Consider the following 13,235-nt stretch of genomic DNA (forward strand, 5'->3'; position numbering starts at 1 on the left):
CCCCTCTACTGCTTGTCCTTCTGACCCTGATTTCACATTCAGCTCGTCCACATTTGCCACAGTCATACCTCTCCTCTATTCAACGTATGTATACCTATGTACAAACCAAAAAACGAGGGTACCCAATCGCCCTCGTCCGTTCCAGACCTTATTCAAAACTCTATCAGTCCCACACTAATTTGCAAAGCGTCGTCAACCTTTCGCATCGTTTCTTCATCCAAATGCGTAATTTTGTCCGTCAGCCTCTGCTTGTCGATTGTTCTGATTTGCTCAAGCAGAATGACCGAATCTCGATCGAAACCGTGCGTCTCCGCATCGATTTCCACATGCGTGGGAAGCTTTGCCTTTTGGATTTGAGCTGTAATCGCTGCAACAATCACAGTGGGGCTAAAGCGGTTGCCGATATCATTTTGGATCACTAGAACAGGACGGACTCCTCCCTGCTCCGATCCCACGACCGGCGAAAGATCTGCGAAAAATACATCGCCACGTTTCACAATCACGTCTTACACCCCGCTTACTAAGCGATCAAGCGTATCGTCCGCTTCTTCCTCCGCTTGAAAAGCTTCAGATGCCATGCTGAGATTTATTTTCGCCATTTCCATATACCCACGCTGCATGGATTCGCGTAGACTGCGCTTTTTGCGTTCAATTAAATACAGCTTCATTGCCTGACGAATGAATTCACTCCGATTGGAGTTCTCCTTCTCAACAATCCCGTCCACTTCTTGCAACAGGTTGTCAGGCAAGCTAATCATGATCCTTTTCGTATTATGCGCATTGCTCACACTCTCGCACCCCCAGAAACGATACAAAGACAATATTACCAGTATGTCATTCCAAAAACCAAATTATACAATAGAATATATGCCTCTGGTATATCAAATATGTTACACCTTAAGATATAAGATTGTTATTACTAAGTATTCTATACGCTATTTGTGAATCCCTCTTCCATGCCTGCAAAATTCACATGGTAAATTCATGAAGTATTTTGCCCCGTCCTAATAACGGTGTCGCATGAGAGGATTTAAAGCTTCAACTCGTTCCCCATTTCGTACATAGACACGTGCTACACGGTGTGAAATCATACAAATGATTTCATAAGGGATCGTCCCAAGCAGACGAGCCACATCTTCCGTGGTAATTCGTTCTTCACCTTGCTCGCCGATGAGGACAACCTCATCCAGTGCTTGCACGTCCGACACATCCGATACGTTGATCATACATTGATCCATACAGATTCTGCCGACGATTGGCACTCTTTTGCCACGAACCAGTACATCCGCTTTACCCGAAAGCATACGCGAATACCCATCCGCATAGCCGATCGGCAATGTCCCAATTTGCTCATCACCCTTGGTGTGATAAATCGTTCCATAACTGACACCTGAGCCCACTGGCAGCGTTTTGAGGTGGACAATCCCTGTTTTCAGGCTCAGCACTGGCTTTAGTTCGATCTTCGTTTGATCAACATCTTCAGAAGGATAGAGACCATACATTGAAATCCCGAGACGCACCATCGAATAGGTCAAGCCTGGCAAATCAATGGCCGCCGCACTATTGCCAGCGTGAATATAAGGGAAGCTCACATCTTTATCTGTAAAATAGCTCACAATCCGCTCGAACCGGGCATACTGCTCCAGCGTATAAGTCTTATCGACCTCATCTGCATTCGCATAATGTGTGAACAGACCTTCCACTTCCACATCGGGCAGCGTTAATGCTTCCTCGATAAAAGGAATTGCATCTGCTTCCGTGTGCAAGCCAAGTCGCCCCATACCGGTATCCAGCTTGATATGGATTTTCAACTTTTTCCGTGCCGCGTTCTCCTGCTTACGTCCTTGCTCACGCAGCGCTTCCAACACATCACGACTATACACCGCAATGGTTACATCCAGCTCCCGTGCCCGATTAATCCCCTCAGGTGGCGTGTAGCCGAGTACAAGTATGGGCGCAGTGATCCCCGCATTTCGGAGCTCCAACGCCTCATCAAAGAAGGCGACACCCAAATAATCCACACCCGCGGCGAGAACCTCTTTGGATACTTCTACAGCCCCGTGTCCGTAAGCATCCGCTTTAACGACTGCCATCTGCTTCATGCCCGCAGGCAGTACCTTCTGAAAATGTTCAATGTTGCTTCGCAGCGCATCTAACGATATTTCCACCCACGTGGGACGATAAAAAGCATCCACCAGCGTTCACCTCTTCTATCCACTTCCAAGTAAATTTATGTTGATTCTGATTTCAAAATGCTGTTCATTACGTAATAGTGCTTACAAGCAGCACTTTTTGTATTTTTTGCCGCTGCCGCATGGGCAAGGGTCATTACGTCCAATTTTGCTTTGTTCAGAAGCAGATGTTGGGGCACTCTTCAGGACATAAGCCGCTTCATTCACAAAATAGCGGAATACGCGGTTGCCTGATTCTAGTACCGTCATAACTACTGGTTGTCTTTCATTGGCATATTTCATTTCAGCATCTGGAAGGTACACAGCACGGATCAATCCGAAACGCACCAAAATTGTGGCGACTGCATGTAAAAACACATCAACACTCGTATTCAGCAGGATCCCAGATTGTCGATGCTTATCCCATTCTTTTTTCACATTATGCTCATGTCCAACTGGCCAGCTTGCTAACACACTTGCGATGGCTCTTCTCCAAGCCTGAATATCTTCTGGACGACCGCCTTCGTTAACTTCCTCGAGAATCCCCCAGTTCACGCGATTCCAGAGCGCATCCAAGAGAACAGCGGCTTGTTCCTGCTCCGAAAGCGACAAGTAATTAGCCACTTGCTTCGCATTTACCGTAAGCTGTGTTCCTTCTACTGTCATTCCTAATACTAACGCTACATAGAAAAAGAATTGATACACCGGCTCTTGGTCCTGATTCAGTGTTGGCTTACGAAAAAGCTGCAGATTCTGCTGCTGATCGAACTCGCTCCAGAACTTCCGCGGCAAATGCTTGCGCGCAGCGGACAATTTGACATTCTTCCCGTCCTGTACAGCCTCCAGAAACGCTCTAAATTCCTGAACGATTTGCGGTACTGTCGTATGCCCATCCATCCAAAGCTGAAGCAGCTTCGGGTCAACCACCAGTGGGTTCAACTTCCTTTTGGCAGGCGGCGTCTGTTCTTCGATATGATCTTCTATGTTATTCGAGTTCAACCAACGCTCCAGTGCGTAGTCATTGTCAGCTTCCATGTACTGCTCGAAACGTTCTTCGAAATAAGATTTATATTTACATACTTCATTTAGAGAAGCAGATTGTACTTTTGAAATTCTTGATGTCGCCTGCAGGAATTGAATCCACTTTTTGAAAGACGTCAAATAAGCCCCAATATCGGATGCACTTGTGCTGAGCACATGGCTGATTAAGAAACGGCCTACAAAATCGACAATCGTTTCACCTTGTACATCCTCATAGCTAATTCCGTAACGCACAAAATATTCCGTCATCACGAAGTCCATGCGATCCACATGTTTGTTAGCCGTTTCTTGCTTCAACTTTCCTTCATCATTCAAAAACGTCGCAAAAGCTTTCGTCTCATTTTCCCAAAACTGCCGTTGCTCTTCCCATGTTAAATTATCAATTGTATTCATCTCAAACACTCCAATTATCTATTCGCTCCAAAGTTGCATTATACCAAAAAAACGACCGTTCGTGGGAGTTGGTTAAATCTTCTTGTAAATTTGTTGCGAATATTATTACTATAGATGCGAAAAAACCCTGCACCATAGGTGCAGAGCCTTTCTCTTTTTACATAAAATCGAGATTATTTCCCAGACTGTCCGTCTGTTGCCATCGCGACTTGAATCATTTCATTTACTGGCATATCGCCCGTGAACATACGGAACTCAACACCATCGTTCGTCCAAGTAAGTGTTCTAGGCTCATCCTTCGACTCATTCCCCGTGATCACCCCAACGGTGAACCCAAGATCTACGATGTCCCCTGGTGGCAACGCTACGGATTTCGCTTGCGGTCTAACCTCAATCAAATTGAAGCTATATTTCCCTTTATATCGTAAAAGCACCGCGGCATCCTCACCAAGCTTCATATCACTGATGTCTTGCTTCACAACATCTTTAGGCAAGTAGTACGGCTCAACAATACCAATTTTTTGCGCTTTGGCAGCTGTTGACGCCGATTTCGTCGCATCAGGCTTCGTCGCACCCGTGGCTTTGGATTGATCGGATTGTCCACCAGTCGCGGACAGGTTTTTGTCCGTTACTGATTTGTCCCCAGTTGCTGCTGGGTGATCCGCATCCGTGACAGCAACATCAGACATGGTCGGCATCGTTTGCTGCAAATTCCAGCTAGTCATATTGCGCTCCATTTGGAAATAATCCTTATCGAAAGACGTATCGAATTCAAAATTCGTGAAATTCACTTGCACCAACACATTCTGATTCGCGTCTGACACTTGAACTTGTGAAGGCGCGAGTGTTTTCTTATTCAGCCAGATTTTCTGGCGGGAAAGCTGTTCATTCTGATAGTTCGCGGCGACATCGAACACGTAGGCATCCTTGTCCGTCGTGAATTGGCGATCCTTATCCGCAATGATACTCTTCGCTAGAGATTGGAACAGATACACTTGACCTTGATTCTCAGGCCAATCGCTTTGGAAGCGGAAGCTCTTCTTCAAATGCGGCGTCAAGACGAACACGCCTTCTTCATTACGCAGAACAATCTGAGTAACATCCTTCGTTGCATTTGTCAGGGAAATCCGATAGAAATGCTCCGGCGAATACGCAACCTCCACCGAGTACTCCTGTGGCTGCTGCCCCGTGTTAAGAATCATGCTGCCTGATGCTTGATAGCTGCTCGACTTACCCATCACATGATCCAAATCCTTTACGATAGATCCTGCATCCTTTTTACCCATCCCGCACCCTGCGAGAATCAATGCTACGCACATTACCACTGCTACCATCCATGTGACCCGGCGCATTCGATCATCCCCTCACTCATGATTAACATCAACATAGTACATGCATATGAGGGGACTTGTTCGATTATGCAGACGAGTTGGGGCTTGACCTTGAAAAGAGTTGCTGTTGGATGCCTCATGACTTAGTTAGGAAAAAGAGCAGAATTAGAATGATCTCTAATCCTGCTCTTATTTGACTAATTTCAGTGTTCGAATGCTGGCAGCATGCTCCATCATCGTCACTGCAATGCCTGCGATTTGCTCACCCTGCTGAATTTGAACTTGTTTAACTTCTTGTAATGTGTCCTCTACTCGGCCTAATCTTCTATCCATACTTTCAAGTCGGTCTTTCATCGATGTTATATCTGCACCAATTTCATTGATTCTACCCAATATTGTACTTAAAAACTCACGATCCGTCATCTCAGCCACGACATCCGCTCCTTTTCAAAATAAAGCGTTATGTTCTCATTATACCTAAGAATGATATTAAAAAGCACCATCTTTCGACTTCCAGCATTAGGACTTAATTTCCGTCAAAAATTAACCTCCGCAACCTTCAATACAGGGTGCTTTTCATCCTTCGATGATAAAATCGGAGACGTCGTAGGCCACGTTATGCCGATTGCTGGATCGCTCCACAGAATTCCTCTGTCATGCTGCGGCGAATAATAGGCATCGACCTTATATAGCACCTGCGTCCTCGGCTCTAATGTACAGAAACCGTGGGCAAAGCCCTGTGGAACTAACAGCTGGCGCTTATTGGCGGCACTTAGAGTAACACCAACCCATTGACCAAAAGTCGGAGAGCTTGGACGAATGTCTACAGCCACATCATAGATTGAACCTGATATAACCCTGACAAGCTTCGTTTGCGCATGCGGGTTCAACTGATAATGCAGTCCGCGCAGCACGCCAATTTCTTCCGAAAGCGAATGATTATCCTGCACAAAAACCATCGTAATCCCCTGCTCTGCCAGCTTCGCGGCATGATAACTTTCCATAAAAAAGCCCCGATGATCCGCATGAACCTCAGGTTCAACGATCACCAGTCCAGATAACGCTGTTGTTGTAATCTGCATACTTCCTCTCACCTCGTTCTAACATATGCAAGAGAATTGTAGAAAGCCTCAGACAATGGTTTATAGGCAGGTGACCGCCCTTCCAGTAGCTTGACTCTATTCATGCGTAAAAAGGCCGCCAAGAGCTTCACAGCTCCAGCAGCCTTTTTCTTGTATGAGATGCAACTACCACATATACACGATACCCGCAATAATACCTGCCCAAATCAGGGAACCGAACACCACACCAACTATCATGCCTTTGCCTATCGACAATTGATCATCTTGGTAAGCGTCTTCATGATCGATCATAGCCAAAACCTCCCCGCCTACTCAGTATATGCAATAGTATGGGGAAAATGTTGGCGAATCATGCGGGTAAGTTCATTTTTTTTCAATATGCGTTCTTATTTATAAAGCCATTTATAACTGTTCTCCAAATAATTTTGATATCAAATAAAAAAGTCCAGTTTTCGATGTAGAAAATATCATGCTTAATTCGTTCCTCGATTGACGTATCTCCGCGCAAGCCGTTGCTCTGCGCCCAACCCGTAATGCCTGGCCTAATGTGATGCTTCACCATATACTTCGGCACTTCTTCTTTAAATTGTTCCACGAAATAAGGACGCTCCGGCCTTGGCCCCACCACACTCATATGCCCAAAAAGCACATTGAAGAACTGCGGCAGCTCGTCGAGGCTAGTTTTGCGTAGGAATGTACCGACCTTCGTTCGCCGCGGGTCATTTTCCACCGTCCACTCCGTATTCGAAACATTATCACCGAGCACCTTCATGCTGCGGAACTTGTACATCATGAAGTTTCTGCGATTCAGTCCCACTCGTTCTTGCTTGAAGATGATGGGACCATCGGAGGTGAATTTGATGGCTATGACTGCGGCTAACATAACAGGAAGTGTAATGATAATAGCTACGAAAGCAAAAACGATGTCGAATGCTCTTTTAAAAATACGATTTCTGAATTCGTCTAGTGGAATGTCTCTCACATTAATCAGTGGCATATCCGCGAAATTATCGAAATAAGGGCGAGATGGCAGGAAGTCATAGAAATCTGGAATAATGAGTGTTTTGACCCCAGCCTTTTCACAAACATTAATGATACTGCCGTACTTCGTGTGAGCGTCCAGTGGCAGGGCGATAATGACCTCATCCACGATAAGCTTATTCAAAATAGGCTCTAATTCTTCAATCTTTCCTAGGACCGGTTTAAAATTATGATAAGGCATCTCATGCTTTTCTTGAAAATCATCGAGGAAACCAACCACTTCATACCCTAATTCCGGGTGTTGTTTCAACTTCGTATAGAACTGACGACCTAAAGAGCCCGCACCAAGAATCAGAATGAATTGCTTGTTATAACCCTTTTGACGGACGCGTTTCAGCGCGATTTTGATCATATAGCGGTAGAAGCTTATGAATAGAATATTATTTACCAGAAAGAGTAAAAGATACGAACGAGAAACATCCAACTCTTTTAAGATGAACAAAACACTGAGCAGCATCAATAAGCTAAACGCATGTACTTGAATGATTTTCAAAACCTCAAAAGAGAATCGTTTTCTCCGCTTCGGCGTATAGAAGTTCACCAAATAGCTTATAAAAATCGCGATAATCGCGTAAGTTATACTCCACATCACATAGTGTTTAAAAGGCAAAGGAGAACCGTACGGAATCCAACCACTTTCAAATTTCAACCACCATGAAAGGAGAAACATGAGCTGAATACATATGAAATCGGCTAGTGCATATAGTTGGGTCAAGAATCCTTGACTCTGACGTATCAAAAGTGATCACCTCGTTGGACGTAATTTATTTCGAGCTAGAGACAGGCCAAACTTCAAACCTACCCCTACATAAACCACGTAATTAGTTAGCCAAGAATACTTCTTGCGATAATGCTTATTATGAAACAAAATCATCGCCCGATGGAACTCATAGATGATTTTATACGGCTTACGACGACTACTAGCCCCTTTGTGATGAACAATCTGTGTGCGAGGATAATAATAGTTAACCCAACCGGCTTCCTTTATCCGATAACACCAATCAATGTCTTCTCCATACATAAAAAACTCCTCATCCAGCATTCCCACCTGCTCGATCGTCTCGCGGCGGATTAGCATGAAGGCACCTACAAGAGAGTCGATGGGATAAGATTGGTCTGGATCTAAATAACCAAGTTGATATTGATTAAACCGCGGGATGTTAGGGAATAGCTTGGCGAATCCAAACGCATAGTAGAATGACGCAGAAGGCGTTGGGAAGCCCCGCTTGCAGGCTTTGTCGAGTGTACCATCCGGTAACACGATTTTACAGCCGCTGGCCCCTACAGTGGGGTTCTCGTCCATGAAACGGAGCATGATGTCTAATGTGTCTGGTTGAACGATCGTGTCGGAGTTTAGAAGCAGCACATAACGGCCCTGGGCAATGCGGATACCCTGATTGTTGGCTCTGGAGAAACCGACGTTGTCGTTATTTGTGATTGTAGTCACAAGTGGAAACCGCTCGTTCATTACCTGGACTGTGCCGTCGTTGGACGCATTATCAATAAGGATGATGTCGTATGTGTATGATGTAGTTGACGAAAAGACCGATTCAATGCAAGCTAGCGTCAGATCTTTCGTTTTGTAGTTCACGATGATAATAGATAAATCCAAGAGATGACCTCATTTTTGGCTTGATATCTGTCATTATAACACGGGAATATTAAAATTAGCCTAAAAAAATAAGACTAGCACATGCTAATCTTAGGTAAATTTATTTGACGAACCATTTGCTTAGTTCGGTCGCTGCCACTCTTTGCTTGTTACGAATGATGTTTCTTTTTCGCTTCAATTCTGTATATTTACGATAGAAATCTAGCCAAGCCCCTAATAATTTAGGCTCACGAACTAGTGCGTAAATAAGACTAAGGCATTCATATACAAACAATGAAAGGATATGCTTCATCAGCATCGAGAAGTCATCGTTCTTAATCATCATTTTATAGCGATTAATATAGGATAATCTTCTTACAAAAAGCGGTTTACTACTTCTCCCGCCTTCCTTCCAGCCCCGTTCATGATACGCTGTCGCAGTAGGCTCATAAATCGCCTTCCAGCCAAATAATTGCGCACGCCAAGCTACATCCACATCTTCTTTATATGCAAAAAAGTCTTCATCAAAAAATTCACCATCAAGACTAATGTCATTGATCATCTCACGAGAATACATGGCAGCAGCTCCAGATACACCGAATACTTCTTCAGAATGAGTGAAGTGATTATTCGACTGATGTGCGCCGCGGTCAAAGGCTCTTCGCGCTTTGTTAATGATAAGGCCTGTACTATCAATATGATTAGGTTCAGCTATAAAAAGTAACTTACCTGTTGCACTGCCTGCTTGAGCGTTGCTCTGCAGCGCATTCAGCGTATTACGGATATAATCTGGATCTAGGACAACATCAGGATTGAGGATCAAGCAATAGTCCGTTTCCGTCATCCGGATCGCTTGATTGTGTCCGCCGGCGAAGCCATTGTTATGCTTATTTTCAATGATGGTGCATGTAGCTTGCCATTTCACCAGGTTAAGAATAGTGTCATCCTTGGATGCATTGTCTATGACGATGATATGGTCAATTGGATGGGATTGTCTCAGAACTGCTTCTATGCATTCATCGATATGTTCAGCGCTATTATAGGTAACGATATGGACGCTGACAGTTCGTTTGTTACTAGTATCCAAACTAAATCAACCTCCTCTCCTTATTCATTATACGGAATTGATAACCGAAACAAAACGACATTTTCCAACAAGTCTCTCACATCAAAAAAGCCATCAGTATGCAGTTAAGCACACTAACAGCTTTCTTTTAGTTCTCCCCTAGCTCGTTCAAAAAAGCCTGTAACCCGTCCCGCCAAGGTCGCAAATCCTCAAATCCATTCGCTCGAATCGCTTCATGATCCATAGCAGAACTCCGGGGTCTAGGAGCAGGTCTCGGGAACTCCTCCGTTGTACATGGCTCAACCTTGACTTTCACGCCACTTTCTTCAAAAATGGCACACGCAAAGTCATACCATGAAATAACACCTGAGTTAGAAGCATGATAGATACCGTAACGATCCGTTTGAATCAGTTGTTCAAGGAAAACCGCAAGATCAATCGTATATGTAGGAGATCCAAACTGGTCACTAACAACCTTTAAGTAGTCTCTTGTTCTCGCCAAATGCAACATCGTTTTCACAAAATTATTGCCATTAATGCCATAAACCCAAGACGTTCTTACGATAAAATGTTTCGATGATAGCGATTGAACATAAATTTCTCCAGCTCGTTTCGACTTCCCATACACACTTTGAGGGTTAGTAGCATCATCTTCACGGTAAGCTTGCGAAGCCGTACCATCAAAGACATAATCTGTGCTGATATAGACGAATTTCGCACCAACACTTTCAGCTGCAAGTACGAGATATCTAGTTCCCTCAGCATTTACCTGAAATGCCATCTCTTCTTCGGTTTCTGCTAAATCAACAGCCGTGTAAGCCGCACAATGGATAATAACATCCGGATTCATTTCCGTTATTTCTTGTAGACACTGGGCTTCATTCGTAAAATCTAACTGATCTCTTGTTAGACCTAGTACCTCATCTTTTTGCCCAAGCAACTTAACAACATCTTGTCCAAGCTGTCCATTAGCTCCTGTTACAACAATCCTCATGACTGAACACCTAACCTCGAACCGTATTGCTCGTTGAAATACTTTTGATACTCACCAGTTTGGATTCGTTTCCACCAGTCTTGATTGTCCAAGTACCAACGAATTGTCTCTTGAATGCCTGTCTCAAAATTATGCTTTGGCTTCCACCCAAGCTCATTCGTAATCTTCATTGCATCAATGCCATAACGACGGTCATGACCTGGACGATCTTTCACGAATTTCATCAAAGATTCAGGCTTTCCAAGCTCACGAAGTATCGTCTGAATGATTTGAATGTTCGTTCTCTCGTTATTCCCACCAATATTGTAAACTTCACCGCTGATTCCCTGATGCAGAACTAAATCAATTGCACTACAGTGATCCTCCACATAAAGCCAATCTCTAATATTAAGACCATCTCCATAAACGGGTAGATCCTTATCACTCAAAGCGTTGGCAATCATTAAAGGAATTAACTTTTCTGGGAACTGATAAGGACCGTAGTTATTGGAACAACGCGTGATGTTTATTGGAAGTCCGAATGTTTCATGGTAAGCTCTCACAAGCAGATCAGATCCTGCTTTACTCGCTGAATACGGACTGTTCGGAGCTAGTGGCGTTTCCTCCGTGAAAAGTCCAGTCTCACCAAGAGTTCCATACACTTCATCTGTGGAAACATGTACAAATTTCTTAACAGTATGCTTCCGCGCAGCTTCCAGCAATACTTGTGTACCCAGTACATTCGTTTTCACAAAAACGTCTGGCTCTAGAATACTACGATCCACGTGCGATTCCGCGGCGAAATGAACTACCGTATCTACACCTTGAGCGAACAGACTGTTCATAAGTTCGGTATTGGTAATATCCCCTTTGACAAATGTGTATTTACTATTCGCTTGGATGGATGTCAAATTCTCTAAGTTTCCTGCATACGTCAATGCATCCAGATTAATGATTTCATAGCTAGGATAGCGATCTAGCATATAGTGAACGAAGTTGCTGCCGATAAAGCCGGCTCCGCCAGTAATGAGAATTTTCATATGAGTTATTACTCCTATTTAAAAGTTAATATCCGCATCTTTAAGATGAGGGTGTATCTGATCCTTATCGGAAAGTAAAGGTTTGGACGTTGGCCAATCAATACCTAATGCTGGATCGCTCCATAGAATGCCCCGATCGTGCTCAGGGGAATAATACTCGTCGACTTTATAAAGAACCTGCGTATTAGGTACAATCGTACAGAAACCATGAGCAAAGCCTTGTGGAACGAGTAACTGACGCTTGTTAGCTTCACTAAGAATAACGCTAATCCATTGTCCAAATGTTGGAGAACTTTTGCGAATGTCGACCGCTACATCATAAATAGCACCAGATGCCACTCTAACAAGCTTCGTTTGTGCTTTAGGCGTCAACTGATAGTGAAGTCCACGCAGTACACCAGCTTCCACTGAAAGGGAATGATTATCTTGAACAAAGAGATGATCCACACCAAGTTCAGCAAACTTCGAGCTACTATAGCTCTCCATAAAAAAGCCCCGATGGTCTCCAAAGACATCTGGCTCTATTAGATAAACACCTTCTAAGGGGGTTGAAATCATCTTCATTGATGTACACCCTTAAACGATTCCTGATCAATTAGTTGTAACAAATACTTCCCATAATCATTCTTTTTTAATGGTTCTGCCAATCGCAAAAGCTGTCCTGCATCTATATATCCATTTCTGTATGCAATTTCTTCCAAACATGCCACTTTAAGACTTTGTCTTTTTTCAATCATTTCAATAAACTGAGATGCTTCGAGAAGCGATTCATGTGTGCCAGTATCCAACCATGCAAACCCTCGGCCCAGTAACTTAACATGTAAATCTTCAAGTTCTAGATAGCATTTATTAATATCAGTAATCTCTAGCTCACCTCTTGCTGAGGGACTTATATTTTTAGCAAAATCAACAACTTTATTATCATAAAAATAAATGCCAGTTACTGCATATGAAGACTTGGGTAAAATAGGTTTTTCTTCAATTGAAACAACCTTACCAGTAGAATTAAATTCAAGAACCCCATATCTCTCAGGATCCTTAACCCTGTAACCAAATACTGTAGCACCCTTAATATTTTCTGTAGTTTCTAAGAGCAAGTCTGTTAATCCATGTCCATAAAATATATTATCACCTAAAATTAGGGAAACGGAGTCTGAACCAATAAAGGATTCACCTATAATAAAAGCTTGAGCTATTCCGTCTGGTGAATGTTGGATAGCATATTGTATTGATATCCCTAAATCAGATCCATCTCCTAAAAGTTGTGAGAATCTAGAAGTATCTTCTGGCGTAGAAATTATTAATATTTCTCGAATCCCCGCTAACATAAGCACTGAAAGGGGATAATATATCATGGGTTTATCATAAATCGGCATTAATTGTTTCGAAACTGCTTTCGTTAGCGGATAAAGTCGAGTTCCACTTCCGCCAGCTAGAATAATTCCTTTCACGTGCTTTCCCCTTTTCTTTTCAATATAAAATCCTTTTTGATATGGCCATTTATAT

Annotated in this window: 15 protein-coding genes; all 15 read right to left on the minus strand. The window is 43.3% G+C overall.

Annotation, left to right across the window (positions count from 1 at the left end; all coding sequences use genetic code 11):
• Positions 1 to 152: 152 nt before the first annotated feature.
• The 15 genes from AC58PQ_RS11620 to rfbA all read right to left on the minus strand — a co-directional run bounded on the left by AC58PQ_RS11620 (position 153) and on the right by rfbA (position 13,180).
• Positions 153 to 503: a type II toxin-antitoxin system PemK/MazF family toxin gene (locus AC58PQ_RS11620; protein WP_028553893.1), complete on the minus strand. Its 351-nt coding sequence runs from the start codon at positions 501 to 503 to the stop codon at positions 153 to 155.
• Positions 504 to 506: 3 nt separating this feature from the next.
• Complete coding sequence (locus tag AC58PQ_RS11625; protein ID WP_326072266.1) at positions 507 to 788, minus strand: CopG family ribbon-helix-helix protein; 282 nt, start codon at positions 786 to 788, stop codon at positions 507 to 509.
• 216 nt (positions 789 to 1,004) lie between these two features.
• Complete coding sequence (alr, locus tag AC58PQ_RS11630; RefSeq protein WP_497242095.1) at positions 1,005 to 2,195, minus strand: alanine racemase; 1,191 nt, start codon at positions 2,193 to 2,195, stop codon at positions 1,005 to 1,007.
• Positions 2,196 to 2,276: 81 nt separating this feature from the next.
• The gene (locus AC58PQ_RS11635; protein WP_497242096.1) at positions 2,277 to 3,605 is read right to left on the minus strand and encodes a YecA family protein; all 1,329 of its coding nucleotides are present in this window, start codon (positions 3,603 to 3,605) and stop codon (positions 2,277 to 2,279) included.
• A gap of 173 nt (positions 3,606 to 3,778) precedes the next feature.
• Positions 3,779 to 4,957: a LolA family protein gene (locus tag AC58PQ_RS11640; protein WP_497242097.1), complete on the minus strand. Its 1,179-nt coding sequence runs from the start codon at positions 4,955 to 4,957 to the stop codon at positions 3,779 to 3,781.
• A 168-nt stretch (positions 4,958 to 5,125) separates the two neighbouring features.
• Positions 5,126 to 5,368: a hypothetical protein gene (locus AC58PQ_RS11645; RefSeq protein WP_497242098.1), complete on the minus strand. Its 243-nt coding sequence runs from the start codon at positions 5,366 to 5,368 to the stop codon at positions 5,126 to 5,128.
• Positions 5,369 to 5,472: 104 nt separating this feature from the next.
• Positions 5,473 to 6,018 (minus strand): dTDP-4-dehydrorhamnose 3,5-epimerase, encoded by a 546-nt coding sequence (gene rfbC, locus AC58PQ_RS11650; protein WP_497242099.1) that lies wholly within the window; start codon positions 6,016 to 6,018, stop codon positions 5,473 to 5,475.
• Between the two features lie 165 nt (positions 6,019 to 6,183).
• On the minus strand, positions 6,184 to 6,309 hold the full coding sequence (locus AC58PQ_RS11655; RefSeq protein WP_497242100.1) for a hypothetical protein: 126 nt from the start codon (positions 6,307 to 6,309) through the stop codon (positions 6,184 to 6,186).
• Positions 6,310 to 6,391: 82 nt separating this feature from the next.
• On the minus strand, positions 6,392 to 7,798 hold the full coding sequence (locus AC58PQ_RS11660) for an undecaprenyl-phosphate glucose phosphotransferase (RefSeq protein ID WP_497242101.1): 1,407 nt from the start codon (positions 7,796 to 7,798) through the stop codon (positions 6,392 to 6,394).
• Positions 7,799 to 7,804: 6 nt separating this feature from the next.
• A complete protein-coding gene (locus AC58PQ_RS11665; protein ID WP_497242102.1) occupies positions 7,805 to 8,671 on the minus strand; it encodes a glycosyltransferase family 2 protein in 867 nt (288 codons plus the stop codon).
• A gap of 100 nt (positions 8,672 to 8,771) precedes the next feature.
• Positions 8,772 to 9,737, minus strand: a complete 966-nt coding sequence (locus AC58PQ_RS11670; RefSeq protein ID WP_497242103.1) for a glycosyltransferase family 2 protein — start codon at positions 9,735 to 9,737, stop codon at positions 8,772 to 8,774.
• 127 nt (positions 9,738 to 9,864) lie between these two features.
• Positions 9,865 to 10,710 (minus strand): dTDP-4-dehydrorhamnose reductase, encoded by an 846-nt coding sequence (gene rfbD / locus AC58PQ_RS11675; RefSeq protein ID WP_497242104.1) that lies wholly within the window; start codon positions 10,708 to 10,710, stop codon positions 9,865 to 9,867.
• A complete protein-coding gene (gene rfbB / locus AC58PQ_RS11680) occupies positions 10,707 to 11,729 on the minus strand; it encodes a dTDP-glucose 4,6-dehydratase (protein WP_497242105.1) in 1,023 nt (340 codons plus the stop codon). Before rfbB ends, rfbD begins: the two co-directional genes overlap by 4 nt.
• Before the next feature lie 18 nt (positions 11,730 to 11,747).
• Positions 11,748 to 12,293 carry a dTDP-4-dehydrorhamnose 3,5-epimerase gene (gene rfbC, locus AC58PQ_RS11685; RefSeq protein ID WP_497242106.1) on the minus strand — a complete coding sequence of 182 codons (546 nt, stop codon included), beginning with the start codon at positions 12,291 to 12,293 and terminating at the stop codon, positions 11,748 to 11,750.
• The gene (gene rfbA / locus AC58PQ_RS11690) at positions 12,290 to 13,180 is read right to left on the minus strand and encodes a glucose-1-phosphate thymidylyltransferase RfbA (RefSeq protein ID WP_497242107.1); all 891 of its coding nucleotides are present in this window, start codon (positions 13,178 to 13,180) and stop codon (positions 12,290 to 12,292) included. Before rfbA ends, rfbC (AC58PQ_RS11685) begins: the two co-directional genes overlap by 4 nt.
• Positions 13,181 to 13,235: the final 55 nt, after the last annotated feature.

The sequence above is a fragment of the Paenibacillus sp. J22P143 genome (assembly GCF_059692035.1).